Source organism: Nonomuraea sp. NPDC049714, from assembly GCF_044465295.1.
In the GTDB taxonomy this organism is placed as follows: domain Bacteria; phylum Actinomycetota; class Actinomycetes; order Streptosporangiales; family Streptosporangiaceae; genus Nonomuraea.
In genome coordinates this window covers 71,737-87,550 of record NZ_JBITLM010000009.1, presented here as the reverse complement: position 1 = coordinate 87,550, position 15,814 = coordinate 71,737, and the positions used below count along the sequence as shown (strand labels likewise).

The 15,814-nt window shown below is 70.3% G+C and carries 19 protein-coding genes and 1 tRNA gene; 14 read left to right on the top strand and 6 right to left on the bottom strand.

Going from position 1 to position 15,814, the window contains the following annotated elements:
* Nucleotides 1–3: 3 nt before the first annotated feature.
* Together ACIBQX_RS31610 and ACIBQX_RS31605 are read right to left on the bottom strand one after the other, a co-directional pair.
* On the bottom strand, nucleotides 4–798 hold the full coding sequence (locus ACIBQX_RS31610; RefSeq protein WP_397010919.1) for a class I SAM-dependent methyltransferase: 795 nt from the start codon (nucleotides 796–798) through the stop codon (nucleotides 4–6).
* The gene (locus ACIBQX_RS31605) at nucleotides 791–1,534 is read right to left on the bottom strand and encodes an SDR family NAD(P)-dependent oxidoreductase (RefSeq protein ID WP_397010917.1); all 744 of its coding nucleotides are present in this window, start codon (nucleotides 1,532–1,534) and stop codon (nucleotides 791–793) included. The genes ACIBQX_RS31610 and ACIBQX_RS31605 overlap by 8 nt, the downstream gene beginning before the upstream one ends.
* A 143-nt stretch (nucleotides 1,535–1,677) precedes the next feature.
* On the opposite strand from ACIBQX_RS31605, the gene mshA reads away from it, so the two are divergent.
* The 4 genes from mshA to ACIBQX_RS31585 are packed head-to-tail and all read left to right on the top strand — an operon-like array spanning nucleotide 1,678 to nucleotide 5,011.
* Nucleotides 1,678–2,955: a D-inositol-3-phosphate glycosyltransferase gene (gene mshA / locus ACIBQX_RS31600; RefSeq protein WP_397010915.1), complete on the top strand. Its 1,278-nt coding sequence runs from the start codon at nucleotides 1,678–1,680 to the stop codon at nucleotides 2,953–2,955.
* A gap of 10 nt (nucleotides 2,956–2,965) precedes the next feature.
* Nucleotides 2,966–3,448, top strand: a complete 483-nt coding sequence (locus ACIBQX_RS31595) for a YbjN domain-containing protein (RefSeq protein ID WP_397010913.1) — start codon at nucleotides 2,966–2,968, stop codon at nucleotides 3,446–3,448.
* Nucleotides 3,449–3,459: 11 nt separating this feature from the next.
* A complete protein-coding gene (locus ACIBQX_RS31590) occupies nucleotides 3,460–4,257 on the top strand; it encodes an SAM-dependent methyltransferase (RefSeq protein ID WP_397010911.1) in 798 nt (265 codons plus the stop codon).
* 10 nt (nucleotides 4,258–4,267) lie between these two features.
* Complete coding sequence (locus ACIBQX_RS31585; protein ID WP_397010909.1) at nucleotides 4,268–5,011, top strand: phosphoglyceromutase; 744 nt, start codon at nucleotides 4,268–4,270, stop codon at nucleotides 5,009–5,011.
* Between the two features lie 43 nt (nucleotides 5,012–5,054).
* Here ACIBQX_RS31585 and phoU read toward each other — a convergent pair whose 3' ends face one another.
* The gene (gene phoU / locus ACIBQX_RS31580) at nucleotides 5,055–5,699 is read right to left on the bottom strand and encodes a phosphate signaling complex protein PhoU (RefSeq protein ID WP_397010907.1); all 645 of its coding nucleotides are present in this window, start codon (nucleotides 5,697–5,699) and stop codon (nucleotides 5,055–5,057) included.
* A gap of 132 nt (nucleotides 5,700–5,831) precedes the next feature.
* On the opposite strand from phoU, the gene ACIBQX_RS31575 reads away from it, so the two are divergent.
* Nucleotides 5,832–7,004 (top strand): sensor histidine kinase, encoded by a 1,173-nt coding sequence (locus ACIBQX_RS31575; RefSeq protein ID WP_397011537.1) that lies wholly within the window; start codon nucleotides 5,832–5,834, stop codon nucleotides 7,002–7,004.
* On the top strand, nucleotides 7,001–7,699 hold the full coding sequence (locus ACIBQX_RS31570; RefSeq protein WP_397010905.1) for a winged helix-turn-helix domain-containing protein: 699 nt from the start codon (nucleotides 7,001–7,003) through the stop codon (nucleotides 7,697–7,699). The genes ACIBQX_RS31575 and ACIBQX_RS31570 overlap by 4 nt, the downstream gene beginning before the upstream one ends.
* A gap of 89 nt (nucleotides 7,700–7,788) precedes the next feature.
* Here the strand turns inward: ACIBQX_RS31570 and ACIBQX_RS31565 are convergent, their stop codons facing one another.
* Entirely contained in the window at nucleotides 7,789–8,367 is a 579-nt protein-coding gene (locus ACIBQX_RS31565; RefSeq protein ID WP_397010903.1) for a copper chaperone PCu(A)C, read from the bottom strand.
* Between the two features lie 240 nt (nucleotides 8,368–8,607).
* Here ACIBQX_RS31565 and ACIBQX_RS31560 point away from each other — a divergent pair, with 240 nt between their 5' ends.
* The 4 genes from ACIBQX_RS31560 to ACIBQX_RS31545 all read left to right on the top strand — a co-directional run bounded on the left by ACIBQX_RS31560 (nucleotide 8,608) and on the right by ACIBQX_RS31545 (nucleotide 10,387).
* Nucleotides 8,608–9,090: a CarD family transcriptional regulator gene (locus ACIBQX_RS31560; protein WP_043624891.1), complete on the top strand. Its 483-nt coding sequence runs from the start codon at nucleotides 8,608–8,610 to the stop codon at nucleotides 9,088–9,090.
* A gap of 17 nt (nucleotides 9,091–9,107) precedes the next feature.
* Nucleotides 9,108–9,569 carry a 2-C-methyl-D-erythritol 2,4-cyclodiphosphate synthase gene (gene ispF / locus ACIBQX_RS31555; RefSeq protein ID WP_397010901.1) on the top strand — a complete coding sequence of 154 codons (462 nt, stop codon included), beginning with the start codon at nucleotides 9,108–9,110 and terminating at the stop codon, nucleotides 9,567–9,569.
* A 165-nt stretch (nucleotides 9,570–9,734) separates the two neighbouring features.
* A complete protein-coding gene (locus ACIBQX_RS31550) occupies nucleotides 9,735–10,022 on the top strand; it encodes a GlsB/YeaQ/YmgE family stress response membrane protein (protein WP_397010899.1) in 288 nt (95 codons plus the stop codon).
* Nucleotides 10,023–10,117: 95 nt separating this feature from the next.
* A complete protein-coding gene (locus ACIBQX_RS31545) occupies nucleotides 10,118–10,387 on the top strand; it encodes a GlsB/YeaQ/YmgE family stress response membrane protein (RefSeq protein WP_397010897.1) in 270 nt (89 codons plus the stop codon).
* Between the two features lie 562 nt (nucleotides 10,388–10,949).
* Here ACIBQX_RS31545 and ACIBQX_RS31540 read toward each other — a convergent pair.
* The gene (locus ACIBQX_RS31540) at nucleotides 10,950–12,467 is read right to left on the bottom strand and encodes a DUF2637 domain-containing protein (protein WP_397010895.1); all 1,518 of its coding nucleotides are present in this window, start codon (nucleotides 12,465–12,467) and stop codon (nucleotides 10,950–10,952) included.
* Nucleotides 12,468–12,521: 54 nt separating this feature from the next.
* Here ACIBQX_RS31540 and ACIBQX_RS31535 point away from each other — a divergent pair, with 54 nt between their 5' ends.
* The 4 genes from ACIBQX_RS31535 (at nucleotide 12,522) to ACIBQX_RS31520 (ending at nucleotide 15,440) form a co-directional block, all read left to right on the top strand.
* A complete protein-coding gene (locus ACIBQX_RS31535) occupies nucleotides 12,522–12,908 on the top strand; it encodes a PPOX class F420-dependent oxidoreductase (protein WP_397010893.1) in 387 nt (128 codons plus the stop codon).
* Between the two features lie 43 nt (nucleotides 12,909–12,951).
* Nucleotides 12,952–14,343, top strand: a complete 1,392-nt coding sequence (gene cysS, locus ACIBQX_RS31530) for a cysteine--tRNA ligase (RefSeq protein WP_397010891.1) — start codon at nucleotides 12,952–12,954, stop codon at nucleotides 14,341–14,343.
* Between the two features lie 43 nt (nucleotides 14,344–14,386).
* Nucleotides 14,387–15,346, top strand: a complete 960-nt coding sequence (gene rlmB, locus ACIBQX_RS31525; RefSeq protein ID WP_397010889.1) for a 23S rRNA (guanosine(2251)-2'-O)-methyltransferase RlmB — start codon at nucleotides 14,387–14,389, stop codon at nucleotides 15,344–15,346.
* Between the two features lie 21 nt (nucleotides 15,347–15,367).
* Nucleotides 15,368–15,440 (top strand) — tRNA-Thr (locus ACIBQX_RS31520).
* Between the two features lie 184 nt (nucleotides 15,441–15,624).
* Here the strand turns inward: ACIBQX_RS31520 and ACIBQX_RS31515 are convergent.
* Complete coding sequence (locus ACIBQX_RS31515; protein WP_397010887.1) at nucleotides 15,625–15,804, bottom strand: hypothetical protein; 180 nt, start codon at nucleotides 15,802–15,804, stop codon at nucleotides 15,625–15,627.
* Nucleotides 15,805–15,814 lie beyond the last annotated feature (10 nt).

Genomic DNA, 15,814 nt, shown 5'->3' with positions numbered 1-15,814 from the left:
ACCTCAGGCGTCCGGTGCGACGGCGGCCCAGGGGAGCGTCACCTCGCCCAGTCGCCAGCGGCGCCGGCCGCCGAGCGGTGGCCGGCGCGCGATGGGCCAGGACCCGGCCAGCGCGCCGACCGCGGCCAGCCAGCGCTGACGCAGCCCGTGCGCCCCGTACGGCGCGCAGACGGCCCAGGCGTGGTCGAAGTCGCGCAGGAAGGCGTGGATCGGCTCCCCGGGCACGTTGCGGTGGATGAGCGTCTTGGGCAGCCGGTCGGCCAGGTCCGACGGCCGGTCGAAGGCGTCGAAGCGGGCCGAGAAGGTCAGCGTGCGCGGCCCGTCGCGGTCCAGGCACACCCACACCGCCCGGTGTCCCGTCTCCGAGCAGGTGCCCTCCACCAGCAGGCCGCCCGGGGCGAGCCGGGCCCGCAGGAGGTCCCAGTAACGCCACGCCTCGGCCTCGCCGTACTGCCTGAGGACGTTGAAGGCGCGCACCAGCGCCGGCGGCCGCGCGACCGGGAGCTCGAACCCGCCGAGCCTGAAGCTCAGCCCCTCCCGCTCGTACGGCTTGGCCAGCGCGACCCGGACCGGGTCGATCTCGACGCCGACGACCTCGACGCCGGGCACGACGACACGCAACCGGGTGAACAGCTCCAGCGTGGTGGCGTGCGAGGCGCCGTAGCCCAGGTCCACCACCAGCGGGCGGTGGGCGGCGCGCAGCGCGGGGCCGTGCGCGGCGGCGACCCACCGGTCCGCGCGCCGCAGCCGGTTGTGACCGGTCGTGCCCCGGGTGATCGCCCCGACGGGCTTAGCCACTGACGCGGTGCACCTTGTGCTGGGCGGCCTGGGCGCGGGGGCGCAGGACCATGCGGTCGACGTTGAAGTGCGCGGGCCTGGTGACGCACCAGGTGATGGCGTCGGCCACGTCGTCGGAGGTCAGCGGGTCGGGGACGCCCTCGTAGACCTTCGCGGCGGCGGACTCGTCGCCGCGGAAGCGGGTGACGGCGAACCCCTCGCTGCGCACCATGCCCGGCGCGATCTCGACGACGCGCACGGGCTGCCCGACCAGCTCCAGCCGGAGGGTCTCGGCCATCGAGCTCTGCGCGTGCTTGGCGGCGCAGTAGCCGCCGCCGCCCTCGTAGGAGACCAGGCCGGCGGTGGAGGTCAGCATCACCAGCACGCCGTCGCCGGACTCGACGAGCCGGGGCAGCAGGGCCTGGGTCACGCGCAGGGTGCCGAGCACGTTGGTGTCGTACATCGCCTGCCAGTCGTCCAGCAGGCCGTCCGCGACGGACTCCGTGCCGAGCGCGCCGCCCGCGTTGTTGACCAGGACGTCACACCGCTCCAGCGAGGCCGCCAGCGCCTCGACGGAGTCCTGGGAGGTGACGTCGAGCGTGACGGGCCTGATGCCGGGCACCTCGGCGGCCAGCTTGTCGAGCCGCTCGCGCCGCCTGGCGCCCGCCACCACGTCGTAGCCCTCGGCGGCCAGCCGTCGCGCCGTCGCCTCGCCGATCCCGCTGCTCGCGCCCGTGACCACAGCAGTTCTCTTCATGCGCCATATCCTGCCAGGCCCTCCCGGAAGCCACCCGCCGCGACCTCAACCGGGGGTCCTCCCAGAAGCCACCCGCTGTGATCTATGAGAGGGAATGCCGGGAAGATCTCCATGGTTGTAATTCGTTCGGGAGGTGATGTCGGGTGAGGCGACGACGGGTCAACCGGGTCGCGACCATCAGCATGCACACGTCACCACTGGAACAGCCCGGGACGGGCGACGCCGGTGGCATGAACGTGTACATCGTTGAGTCGGCCAGACGGCTAGCGCAGCTGGGTGTGGAGGTGGAGATCTTCACCAGGGCCACGGCCAGGGACCTGCCACCGGTCGCCGAGCTGGAGCCGGGAGTCGTGGTCCGCCACCTGACCGCGGGACCGTACGAGGAGATGGACCGGGCCGACCTGCCCGGCCAGCTGTGCGCGTTCCTGTCGGAGGTGTTGCGCACCGAGGCCATGTACGAGCCGGGCCGCTACGACGTCATCCACTCGCACTACTGGCTGTCCGGCCAGGTCGGCTGGCTCGCCAAGGAGCGCTGGGGCGTGCCGCTGGTGCACACCATGCACACCATGGCCAAGGTCAAGAACCGGTTGCTGGCCGCCGACGACAGGCCCGAGCCGCAGGCCCGCGTGGTGGGCGAGGAGCAGGTCGTGGAGATCGCCGACCGGCTCGTGGCCAACACCCGCGACGAGGCGCGCGAGCTCATCGAGCTGTACGGCGCGTCCGAGCAGCGGGTCGCCGTGGTCAACCCCGGCGTCAATCTCACCGTCTTCCAGCCCGCTTCACAGGACGAGGCCCGGCGCAGGCTCGGCGTCCCCCGGGACGCGCACATGCTGCTGTTCGTGGGCCGGATCCAGCCGCTGAAGGCCCCCGACGTGCTGCTGCGCGCCGCCTCCCGGATGCTGATCGACGACCCCTCGCTCCGCGGCCGCCTGGTGGTCGCCTGCGTGGGCGGCCCCTCGGGCAACGGCCTGGCCAGGCCCTCGCTCCTCACCGAACTGGCCGCCGAACTCGGCATCGCCGACGTGGTCCGACTTGTCCCGCCCGCTCCGCAGCAGGAGCTCGCCGACTGGTACCGCGCGGCCGACGTGACCGTGGTGCCCTCGCACAGCGAGTCGTTCGGCCTGGTCGCCTTAGAGTCACAGGCCTGCGGCACGCCGGTCGCGGCAGCCGCCGTGGGCGGGCTGCGCACGGCGGTCCGCGACGGCGTGTCCGGCCGGCTCGTGGACGGCCACGACCCCCACGACTGGGCCAGGGCGCTGAGCCGCTTCGTGACCGAGCCCCGCTGGCGCGACACCCTGTCGGCCGGCGCCCGCGAGCACGCCGCCGCCTTCGGCTGGCAGGCCACCTCCTCCCGGCTCATGGAGGTCTACGCCGAGGCCGTCGCCAACCTGCACCGGCAGCCCGTGGCGATCAACTCATAGGCTGTACGGCATGCGCGCCGTCGTCGAAGCCGCGCTCACCGCCGCGGACGTCACCTTTGACGAGCCGCGGCCGGGGGCGTTCCTGGTCAAGCTGCCCGGGCAGCACAAGCTCGCCACCATGGTCTGGCTGATCGTCGGTGAGCGGGCGCTGCACGTGGAGGCGTTCTTCTGCCGTCAACCGGACGAGAACCACGCCGAGTTCTATCGGTGGCTGCTCGGCAAGAACGGCGGCATGTACGGCGTCCACTTCTCCCTCGACCCCGTCGGCGACGTCTACCTCGTCGGCCGGACCCCGCTGGCGGCGGTCTCCGAGGGGGAGATCGACCGGCTGCTCGGCTGCGTGCTCACCTACGCCGACGACTGGTTCGACCGGGCGCTGGAGCTGGGCTTCGCCTCGTCCATCAGGCGCGAGTGGGAGTGGCGGGCCAAGCGCGGCGAGTCGCTGGCCAACCTGCGGGCGTTCGCCCGCTTCGCCGATCCCGAGCGTGGCTAAGATCTTCAGCTGTGACCGAACCCGGCAACTTAGAGCCTCAGGGACACGCGGAGCCGAACGTCGCGCGGATGTACGACCACCTGCTCGGCGGCACGGACAACTCCGCCATCGACCGTGAGGCGGCCGACCGCGTCCTGGAGATCCTGCCCGGCATCCTCACCGGCGCCCGCGAGAACCGGGCCTTCCTCGGCCGAGCCGTACGCTTCCTCGTCCGTGACGGCGTCCGCCAGTTCATCGACATCGGCGCCGGACTGCCCACCCGGCGATGCGTCCACGAGGTGGCCGCCGAGGAGGCCGCCGGCTGCCGCACCGTCTACGTGGACAACGACCCGGAGGTCGTCTCGTACGCCCGTGCGCTGCTCCACGGCACCCCCGGCGTCCGGTTCCTGCACGGTGACCTGCACGCCCCCAAGGAGATCCTCGGCCACCCCGGCGTCCAGGAGCACCTCGACCTCGACCAGCCCGTCGCGGTCCTGCTGCTGACCATCGTGCACGTCGTCGCCGACCCGCGGCCGATCATCTCCGACCTCATGGCGTCGCTCGCGCCGGGCAGTCATCTCGTGCTGTCCCACATGGCGGGCTCCCACATGCCAGGCTCTCACATGTCGGGCGGGGTCCAGCCCGCCGTGGACCAGATCTACCAGGGCGCACCGGCCCGGCCGGCCCAGATCGCCGGCTTCTTCGACGGTCTCGAACTGCTGCCGCCCGGCGTGGTCAACCTGGCCGAGTGGCGTCCCGAATCCCCCCAGCTGGTCCGCGCGGCCGGGGCGGCGCCGTACATTCTCTGCGGGGTCGCCCGCAAACCGTAGGATTGACCGCATGGCGACTTTGGTGCTGCTGCGGCACGGCGAGAGTGACTGGAACGCGAAGGGCTTGTTCACCGGGTGGGTGGACGTCAGCCTGTCGGCCAAGGGCGAGGACGAGGCCCGCCGGGGCGGCAGACTGATGACCGAGGTAGGCGTCCACCCGGACGTCGTGCACACCAGCCTGCTGACCAGGGCCATCCAGACGGCCGAGCTCGCGCTCGGCGAGGCCGACCTGCGCTGGCTGCCGGTCAAGCGCAGCTGGCGGCTCAACGAGCGCCACTACGGCGCGCTCCAGGGCAAGAACAAGGCGCAGACGCGTGAGGAGTTCGGCGAGGAGCAGTTCATGCTGTGGCGGCGCTCCTACGACGTGCCGCCGCCGCCGATCGAGGACGGCGCCGAATACTCCCAGGCCGGCGACCGGCGCTACGCCTTGCTGCCCTCCGAGCTGATGCCCCGCACGGAGTGCCTCAAGGACGTCGTCGACCGCATGCTCCCCTACTGGTACGACTCGATCGTCCCCGACCTCGCGGCCGGCCGCACGGTTCTGGTGGCCGCGCACGGCAACTCGCTGCGCGCCCTGGTCAAGCACCTCGACGGCGTCAGCGACGAGGAGATCGCGCACCTCAACATCCCCACCGGCATCCCGCTGCGCTACGAGCTGGACGCCGACTTCCGCCCGCTGCGGCCCGGGGGCGAGTACCTCGACCCGGAGGCGGCCAAGGCGGCCATCGAGGCCGTCGCCAACCAGGGACGGTAGGGCCCCGGCGCGAAGGGGGCGGTCAGCGCCCCCTTCGCGGCCGTCAGACGGTCCGGGTGCCCGTCACCAGATAGACGACGGACGTGGCCACGCGCACCGCGTGGTCCGCGTAGCGCTCGTAGTAGCGCCCGATCAGCGTGATGTCGATGGCGGGCTCGACGCCGTGCGCCCAGTCCTTGGACAGGATGGTCTTGAACAGCCGCCGGTGCAGCCGGTCCATCGCGTCGTCGTCCTGCTCCAGTTCCATGGCCGAGTCCACGTCGCGGGAGGCGACGCAGCTGCCGGCCTTGGTGACCAGGTTCTCGGCGATCTGGCCCATCTCCAGGATCGTGGAGCGGATCTCCGCCGGGATGGCCGAGTCGGGATGACGCAGGCGGGCCACCTTGGCCACGTGCACCGCGAGATCGCCCATGCGCTCCAGGTCGGTGCCCATGCGCAGCGCGGTGATCACCCGGCGCAGGTCCATCGCCACCGGCTGCTGCCGGGCCATCAGGTCGAAGATGGACGTCTCGATCTCCTCGAAGAGCGCGTTGACCTCCCCGTCGCGGGAGATGACGCTCTCCGCCAGCTGCAGGTCGGCGTCCAGCAGTGCGATGGTCGCCCGGGAAATGGCCGAGCGGACGAGCCTGGTCATCTCGACCAGTTTGTCCGTGAGAGCGTCTAGTTCTTCGTGGTAGGCGTCGCGCATGCCGTCACCGTATGTGGCGATCGATGAACGAACTCCGACGCGGAGGTGAACTTTCCGGGAAAGGCGGGTTCATCCCCAGGTGAGAGGGCTGTCCGCAGCCCGGCGACGCCTACCATCGTAAGCATGAGTGAGATGGCCATGAGCTTCGCGGCCCTGGCCGGCTTCGTGGTGGGGGCTCTCGCGGTGCTGTTCTACCGCAATCAGATCGAGGCTCCCAGCAGCAAGTCAGGCGAAAGCGCCGAGACCGAGGCCGGGGCACTGCCGCAGGGCATCGCGTCCGTGCTGGCCGTGCTGCCGTCGTCCGCAGTCGTGCTGGACGCGCAGGACCACGTGCTCCGCGCCAGCTCGGCCGCGCGCGCGTTCGGGCTGGTCAAAGGCGATCGGCTGATGGCCGCGGAGCTGCTCGCGCTGGCGAGGCAGGTACGCCGCGACGGCGAGATCCGCGAGACGGAGATCGACGTCGCAGCCCACAAGTTCGGACACGAGAACACCAACTTCGCGGTCCGCGTCGCCCCGCTCGGCTCCTACGGCCAGGTGCTCGTGCTGGCCGAGGACCAGACCGAGCGGCGCAGGGTCGAGGCCGTGCGCCGTGACTTCGTGGCGAACGTCAGCCACGAGCTCAAGACCCCGGTCGGCGCGCTGAGCCTGCTGGCCGAGACCGTCCAGGACGCCGCCGACGACCCCGAGGCCGTCACCCGCTTCGCCGGGCGCATGCAACACGAGGCGGCCCGGCTCACCTATCTGATGCAGGACCTCATCACCCTGAGCAGGATCCAGGGCGCCGAGGAGATCCCCACCCCCGAGCAGGTCTCCATCGACGAGGCCGTCCAGGTCGCCATCGACTACTGCAAGACCAGGGCCGGCGCCAAGGACATCACACTCGTCACCGGCGGGACGGAAGGGCTGCGCATCTGGGGCGACGACGAGTTGCTGATCACCGCGCTGCGCAACCTCATCGACAACGCCATCGCCTACAGCCCCGAGCACACCCGCGTCGTGATAAGCGCCAGACCGGCGGGGGACAGCGTCGAGGTCAGCGTCAGCGACCAGGGGATCGGCATCCCCGAGGAGTCGCAGGAACGCATCTTCGAGCGCTTCTTCCGCGTCGACGCCGCCCGCTCACGCGCCACCGGCGGCACCGGGCTCGGCCTGGCCATCGTCAAGCACGTCGCCGCCGCCCACGCGGGCGACGTGACGGTGTGGAGCAAGGAAGGCTCCGGCTCGACTTTCACTCTCCGACTGCCCGCCTTCGGCGGGACGGCCCTGGCCGCACCACCCTCGATTCCCCTGGAGGTCGCTCCGTGACCCGAGTCCTGGTCGTGGAGGACGAGGAGTCCTTCTCCGACGCCCTGTCCTACATGTTGCGCAAGGAGGGCTTCGAGGTCTCGATCGCGGCGACCGGCCCCGACGCGCTCGACGCCTTCGACCGCAGCGGCGCCGACCTGGTGCTGCTCGACCTGATGCTGCCCGGCCTGTCCGGCACCGAGGTGTGCCGCTCACTGCGGCAGCGCTCCAAGGTCCCGGTGATCATGCTGACCGCCAAGGACAGCGAGATCGACAAGGTCGTGGGCCTGGAGCTGGGCGCCGACGACTACGTGACCAAGCCGTTCTCCTCCCGCGAGCTGGTGGCCCGGATCCGCGCGGTGCTGCGCCGCCAGGGTGACGTGGTGGAGGAGCTGGAGACGGCGGTGCTCGCCGTCGGCCCGGTCCGCATGGACGTCGACCGGCACGTCGTGGCGGTCCGCGGCGAGCAGGTGCAGCTGCCGCTCAAGGAGTTCGAGCTGCTGGAGGTGCTGCTGCGCAACGCCGGCCGGGTGCTGACCCGCGGCCAGCTCATCGACCGCGTCTGGGGCGCCGACTACGTCGGAGACACCAAGACCCTCGACGTGCACGTCAAGCGGCTGCGCGCCAAGATCGAGGCCGACCCGTCCAACCCGCGCTGCATCCTGACCGTGCGCGGCCTCGGCTACAAGTTCGATGCCACCGAGGAGTCCGCCTGACAAAACCCTTGTTCAGGTACGGGTCCCGTACCTGAACAAGGGTTTTCGCGTGCGCTGAGCGCGGTCAGTGAGCCGGTCGGTGGGCGCGGTCAGTGGGCCTCTTCCTCGGCCGGCGTCGGCGTGGCCGAGGGGGTGGGGGCCGGCACGGCGCCGGGGACCGCGGGGTAGGCGGCGAACTCACGGCTGCGCGTCACCACGGGGACGTCCATGGACACGGTGCCGGCGTTGGCGAACTGGAGGTCCAGGCGGATGCTCTCGCCGCCTCTGAGGCCCTTGGAGAGGCCTTCCAGCATGATCTGGGGGGCCGGCTTGCCGGTGTTGACGAGCTGGTTGATCGGCAGCTGGATGGGCGCGGTGAGCTTGGCCTGGGCCACGGTGCCGGCGCTGACCGCCGTCAGAGTGTCCGGGGCGGTCCCGGAGTTGAGAATGTTCAGGTAAAGGGGGACGGAGCCGCGCCAAGGGATCTGCCCGCCCGAGTCAGGGCCGAGGATGAACGCCTGCGGGACGAAGATGCTCTGCTTGCCGTAGGCGCCCTGCTCGATGAGGGCCGCGCCCTCGACCGGGGCGTACGGCGTGTTGGTGTTGGCGTCGAATCCGACAGAACAGCCGGCCACTACAGGGGCTGCCAGGAACGCGGCGGCGGCGACAATCCAGCGACGGCTGGTCACGACGGGTTCTCCTAGGGTCTCGCGCATGCGGGATGGGCAGCGCCTACCATATCGACCTGATTCCAAGGTCATATCCGCACCCCCGCAGGTCATTAGCTATGTGTGGATATGCGATTCATAGAGTTGACCGCTTGTCAACCCCCAATATGCGCCTTTGACCTGCAGTTATGATGATTTCACTGTTCCGGGAGGCTGTGGACGCGTGGTACTCTGGAGTACAGCGGAAGGGGTACTTGTCACATGACTTTCCAGGTCGGCGACACTGTCGTCTACCCCCACCATGGGGCTGCTCGGATCGAAGCAATCACCAAGCGATCCATCAAGGGTGAGGAAAAGACCTACCTGGTGCTCAAGGTCGACAAGGGCGACCTTACCGTCCAGGTGCCAGCCGAAAACGCAGAACTCGTCGGTGTGCGCGATGTTGTTGGTCAGGAAGGCCTTGAGAGGGTTTTCGACGTCCTGCGAATGCCGCACACGGAAGAGCCGACCAACTGGTCTCGTCGTTACAAGGCCAATCTGGAGAAGCTCGCCTCCGGCGATGTGAACAAGGTCGCTGAAGTCGTTCGCGACCTGTGGCGGAGGGACCGCGAGCGCGGCCTGTCCGCTGGGGAGAAGCGCATGCTCGCCAAGGCTCGCCAGATTCTGGTCAGCGAGCTGGCACTTGCCGAGAAGACCAATGAGGACAAGGCGGAAGCCCTGCTCGACGAGGTTCTCAACTCCTGAACACGAAGCTTCCACGGGTGGGCGTCGGTGTCGACGTCCACCCGTTCTCATCTGGCCGGCAGCTCCACCTCGCCGGCCTGCACTGGCCCGGCGAGACCGGGCTGGCCGGACACTCCGACGGCGACGCCGCCGCGCACGCGGCCTGCGACGCCCTGCTCTCCGCCGCCGGTCTCGGCGACCTCGGCGGGCTGTTCGGCACCGCCGACCCACGCTGGGCGGGCGCGTCCGGGATCGCCCTGCTGGAGGAGGCCGCCCGCAAGGTGCGCGAGGCGGGCTTCGAGATCGGCAACGTGGCCGTCCAGGTGATCGGTAACCGCCCCAAACTGGCTCCCCGGCGCCAGGAGGCCGAGAAGGCGCTCAGCGCGGCTCTGGGGGCCCCTGTGAGCCTCAGCGCGACCACTACGGACGGGCTCGGGCTCACCGGTCGCGGCGAGGGCGTCGCCGCCGTCGCCACCGCCCTCGTGGTCAACCATTCGTAGGCGTCGGGCGTCTGTAGATGGGCGGACTCCGCGTACGGTCCGCACACCCTGGGCGGCGGCGGTCCGTCACTGGCGCGGTACGGATCGCCGTCTACCAGGGATAACCTGCGCTTTTGTCGGGTAGGTCCCCTCAAGACATGTGACCGTCTCGGGGGGAGCTACCACATGATCGGCGCGATCGTTTCCGCAGTAGTCATCGGCGCCATCGTCGGCGCGCTGGCCCGGCTGATAGTGCCCGGCAGGCAGAACATGTCCATCGGCCTGACGCTGATCGTCGGCATCGTGGCCGCCCTGCTCGGCACCCTGCTGGCCCAGGCGTTCGGCTGGGCCGACACCAGAGGGATCGACTGGATCGAGCACATCCTCCAGCTCGTGCTGGCCGTGATCGGTGTGTCGATCGTGGCGAAAATGGCTCAAGGGAAAACCGGCGGAACCGGCCGAACAACCACCTGACCTGCCCAAACAATATTCCCGCGCATAAAGGCCGGGGATCGGGTATCCACCACCCGTGAGGATGAACGGCTCACCCTCACGGGGAGGTTTGTGTCATGACAATCCAGTCCATCCTTGGCGCCATCCTGATCGGTGCCGTGATCGGCGCAATCGGTCGTCTGCTGCTTCCCGGCCGGCAGGCCATCGGCTGGATACTCACGATCGTCGTCGGTATCGTGGCCGCCCTGATCGGCACCGTGCTCGCCCAGGTACTCGGCGTCGAGACGACCCCCGGCATCGACTGGATCGAGCTGGTGATGCAGGTCGTGCTGGCGATCGTCGGTGTCGGCCTCGTCGCGGGGCTACGACGTGGTAGCAGCGTCTGACGACGTGCCGGACCCCCATCGGCACGGCACCACACGCACCAGGGCCCGCTCGGCAAGGCCGAGCGGGCCTTCCACGTCTTCACGGGTGCTCGCCTAGGGCGGATCCGCGTCACTCTTGACGCTGTGGCCGCCGTGCGCCAGGGCGTTTCCTTCTCGGCCGGGGGGCGGGGGTGACGCTCGGGGCGCGCCGCTGAGTGATCCGCTTCATCCTTCCGGCTTCCGGCGGGTGGGGGCCGGGCGTCTTGGGCGGCCCGGGTCGTCCTTCAACTGGAGGGCGGGGGAGGCGTACGGGTCGCCTTGAGGGACCCGTTTCACCCTTCCGGGGGGTGGCTGGGTGATCGTTCGCCTTGGCGACCCGTGCTCTCCTTGGCGGAGAGTGATGGGGGGTGCGTGGGCCAGTGGGTTCACCCCAAGGCCTGCGTCGCCATGCCGCGCCGGAGCGGGCTGTGCAGCCCGCTTTGCGGCGCTCGCTTTGCGCCGCACGCTCTGTGTCGCACGCTCTGTGCCGCCCGCTCTGCATCGTCTGTTTCTGACTGGGTCGTTCTTCGGGCGTTTCGGGCTTTTATGGCGCTTCGGGTTCTTCGGGTGGGAGTGGGGTGCTGCGCAGGCGGCCTGAGGGGGCGTCCTGGGCGGCTCTGGCGGGGCCGGAGTCCGGGAGGACCGGGTGCGGGGCCGTGTCCTCCATCGACTCGTCTCGTAACTCCGCTGCTCCGCCTGCCCTGGGGGAGTCGGTGACGCGGCGCTCGTGATCGTCCGCCGCTTCCGCGCCGTGGTGGGGGTCCGGGGCGCGACCTTCCTGGGAGGCCGCCGAGCCCTCGGGGGTGGTCGGCGCATCGGCGCGGGAGGACGGCGTGTCGGTGATGACGGCGACAGGCTGGGTGTCGACGTCCTTCTCCGCAGCCCTGCTCTGGCGGGGGTGCACCAGCACGTCGGTCGGCTTGACGCGGTCACCCCAGCGAACCGGACGCCGCAAGCCGGGCTGCCGCTCGGCGTCGACCGCTGCCCCGCTGTCGGGCGTGACGTCGACCTCGGACTCGGGCTCCCGCCCCGTGAGCTCCCGCTCCTCCCGCTCTTCGGGTTCGTGCCCTTCGCGCTCCCGATCTTCGGGCCCGTGCCCTTCGCGCTCCCGCCCGTCGGGCCTGTGGTCCTCGTGCTCCCATCCTTCGAGCCCGCGCCGCTCGTGCTCGGCGGGCTCTCGCCCAGCGGGCGTCGGCTCGGGCTCACGCTGGGGTTGGGGCTCTGGTTCGGGCTGGGGCGCGGGGTCGAACCGGGGCTCCGGCTCCGGCTGGGGAACGTGCTGGGCGTCGGGCTTGGACGCCGGCTGTGGGGTGTCGTCTCGCTCGTGGCCGCGCGCTGCTCCCGAGCCTTCCGTAGGGTCGAGGTCCGGGTCTCGGGCGGGCTCAGGGGTCGCGTGCCAGCGGGTGACCTGTTCCGAGATGGGCGGGGTCTCCGGTGCGGCCGTCGGGCCGACGACCGGGGTCGCCTCCAGCGGGGTGGTCACCGGCCTCCTGGGCGGCGGCACGGCGTCGGACGGCGTGACGAGAGGCGGCGGGGTCTCGTGGTGCCCGCCGGGACGTGGCGCCGCCTCAGTGCGTACGCCTCCGTCGAACGGCACGATGTCGTGCGGATCCGTACCGTCATCGCCGGTCGGGGCGGGCCTGCGAGCCTGCACGTGCTTGATCAACAGCAACCACAGCCACAACGCGACGGCCAGCATCGCCCACGGCGCGACGGCCACGCCCACCGCGGTCGGCGAGATCGGGAACTCGTAGCGCAGCGCGGCGAGAACGTTCACGGCGGCGGCGGCCACGATCAGCAGGACCAGCACGAGCGCGGCCTGGGCGCGTACCAGCGTGCGGGCCGAGCGGACGAGCAGCACGCTGATCAGCGCGACGGCCAGCAGGGCGTCGAACGCCGCCGGATAGAGGTAGGCGAGGTCCGGTCTGGCCTCGCCGCGCACGGCGAGGCTCCGGAGATCGTCGAACGACAGCACGCACGCGGCCCCGGTGAGGGCGGCGACGGCGAGCCCGGCCAGGGCGATGCCCAGGCGGCGCAGCGTTGAGGGGGGAGTCACGTCCATGGCGCTTTCGAGCCTACAGAACAATGGGGGTCAGGACCGATCAAGGGGAGACACATGGCTGAGCTGCCTGACCGCGCTCGAGAACTGCTCGACGCGCCGAACCACGCGGTGGTGACCACGCTCAATCCTGACGGCGGACCGCAGTCGACGGTCGTCTGGGTGCGTACCGACGGCGACGAGGTGCTGTTCTCCACGGTCAGGGGGCGACGTAAGCCGCGTAACTTCGACCGGGATCCGCGGGTCAGCCTGCTGGTGATCGACCCCGAGAGCCCCTACCGCTACGTGGAGGTGCGCGGCCGGGTGACCGTGCAGGAAGACCCGGAGGGCGCGCTCATTCAGGAGCTGGCGCACAAGTACACCGGAAAGCCGTGGACGGAGCATCCGGGTGCCGAGCGGCTCATCGTGCGCATCCGACCGGACAAGGTGACGTTGCGGGGATGATTATTCGGCATGTTATGCCGGCTGAGGCGTTAGCCTAGCCTTCGTGAGCCTGCACCTATACGACACCAGCGCGCGCGCCATTCGTGAATTCGTTCCGGTCGAAGCCGGCCGGGCGTCGCTCTATCTGTGTGGCGCCACCGTGCAGGCTCCTCCTCATATCGGACATATCCGCTCCGGCGTGAACTTCGACGTGCTGCGCCGCTGGCTGTCGCGTTCCGGGTACGACGTGACCTTCTGCCGCAACGTCACCGATATCGATGACAAGATCATCCGCGTGGCCGCCGCCGAGGGCGTGCCCTGGTTCGTGGTGGCCGAGCGCAACCAGCGCGCCTTCACCTGGGCGTACGACACGCTAGGCTGCCTGCCGCCCACCGTCGAGCCGCGCGCGACCGGCCACGTGCCGGAGATGATCGTGCTCATGCAGCGCCTCATCGAGCGCGGCCACGCCTACGCCGCCGGCGGTGACGTCTACTTCAACGTGATGTCATACGAACGCGAGTACGGCAAGCTGTCCAACCAGAAGCTCGCCAACATGCGGCCCGCCGCCGACACCGACGACGAGTCCTGCAAGGGCGACCCGCGCGACTTCGCGCTGTGGAAGAGCGAGAAGCCCGGCGAGCCCACCTGGCCCACGCCGTGGGGTCCTGGCCGCCCGGGCTGGCACCTGGAGTGCTCGGCGATGGCCACCAAGTATCTGGGGCCGACGTTCGACATTCACGGCGGCGGCATCGACCTGGTCTTCCCGCACCACGAGAACGAGCTCGCCCAGTCCCAGGCGGCCGGCGACGGCTTCGCCCGCTACTGGATGCACAACGGCATGCTCAAGATCGGCGCCGAGAAGATGAGCAAGTCGCTGGGCAACTCGCTGCTGATCCCGGACCTGGTGCAGAAGGTACGCCCGGTCGAGCTGCGCTACTACCTGGCGACCCCGCACTACCGCTCCTCCATCGACTACTCCGAGGAGGCCCTGCTGGAGGCGGCGGCGGCCTACCAGCGGATCGAGGGCTTCGTGGCCCGTGCGGCGGAGGTCATCCACGACGTCGACGCCGACGCCCCGCTCCCGCAGGCGTTCGTCGACGCGCTCAACGACGACCTCGGCACCCCGCAGGCGGTCGCCGTCGTGCACGAGGTGGTTCGCGAGGGCAACGTCGCCCTGGCCAAGGGGGACAAGGAGGCGGTGGCCCGCCTGCTGGCCGAGACCCAGAACATGCTCGACGTGCTCGGCCTCGACCCGCGAGCCCCGCAGTGGCGCGAGGCCGGTTCGGACCTCAGGCCGGTGGTCGACGCCCTGGTGGCGGTGGCCCTGGAGCAGCGCAAGGCGGCCCGTGCCCGCAAGGACTACGCGGCCGCGGACGCCATCAGGGACCAGCTCGCGGCGGCGGGCGTCGTGGTGGAGGACACGCCCCACGGGCCCCGCTGGGAGCTCAGCCGCTAGCGTTCGGCATGAGCTGGCCGGTGGCCCGAGTACCCTTGGTGCCATGGCAGCTGGTAGATCGTCGGGTAGGCCCGCGAAGAAGAAGGGCCCGTCCAAGGGCACCGGCGGGCAGGTGCGCCGCGGGCTCGAGGGCCGGGGCGCGACCCCGCCTGCCGAGATGCGCCACTGGTACAAAGACAAGGCCCGCACCGAGCGCATCGCCCGCGAGGACCGCGGCGGCGCCCGGCGTCCCGGCGCGGCCAAGCCCAAGCGCTCCGAGGACGCCCCCGAGTACATCGGCGGTCGCAACCCGGTCCTGGAGGCCCTGGTCGCCGGCGTCCCGGCCAACGCCCTGTACGTTGCCCAGCGCCTCGAGAACGACGACCGCGTACGCGACGCGATCCGGGTCGCCACCGAGCGCGGCATCGCCCTGCTCGAAGTCACCCGCGACAAGCTCGACCGCCTCACCGAGGGCGCCGTGCACCAGGGCGTGGCACTGCAGATCCCGGCCTACGACTACGCGCACCCCTCCGAGCTGGTCGAGCTGGCTCATGACGCGGCCGAGGTGCCTCTGATCGTGGCCCTCGACGGGGTCACCGACCCGCGCAACCTCGGCGCCATCGCCCGCTCCGCGACGGCCTTCGGAGCCCACGGGCTGCTGGTCCCGTCCCGGCGCTCCGCCGGAGTCACCGGCGGCGCCTGGAAGACCTCCGCAGGCACCCTGGCCAACCTCCGGGTGGCCCGAGCGGCCAACCTGACGGCCGCACTGCGCGAGTACCGCGAGGCCGGACTGTTCGTGATCGGCCTGGACGGCGAGGGCAGGGTCGACATCGGCGACGTCGAGCTGCTGGGGGAGCCGCTGGTCGTCGTGGTGGGATCCGAGGGGAAGGGGCTCTCGCGGCTGGTACGGGAGCATTGTGACGTCGTGGCCAGGATTCCGATGCGGGCGGCGGCGGAGTCGCTGAACGCGGGAGTGGCGGCTGGGGTGACGTTGTACGAGGTGGCTCGTCATCGTCGTGGTTGAGCGTCTACACTGGTAGGCCGTGCCGACGTAGCTCAATCGGCAGAGCATCTGTCTTGTAAACAGAAGGTTTGGGGTTCGATTCCCCACGTCGGCTCGCAGCTAGAAGGCCCCTTCCGGGATTCGGGAGGGGCCTTTTTGATCTCCATACAGCAGTGCTGTACAGCAGCAACGTGGGCATAAGACTCCTGCCCCTGGCAGCCGTTCACTCCGCACCCACCGTTCCCGGCTCCTTCCTGCCTGCGGCCACGGCTACGATGCATCTGATGTGCGCCGGCGAACTAGAAGGCCGCGCACCACCTCGGGTGAACCCCGTTCAGCGGCGGCATGTAGCGGCCGTACGTGGAAGTACCCGCCGGGTGGGGATCGGCGCCCGCGTCGAGCCGGGCGCGGATCAGACTTAGGTTCGTCCAGCCATCCCAGCCGATTCCGGACTGTCCGGTTCCATTGTTGACGACCATGACTCTCCTT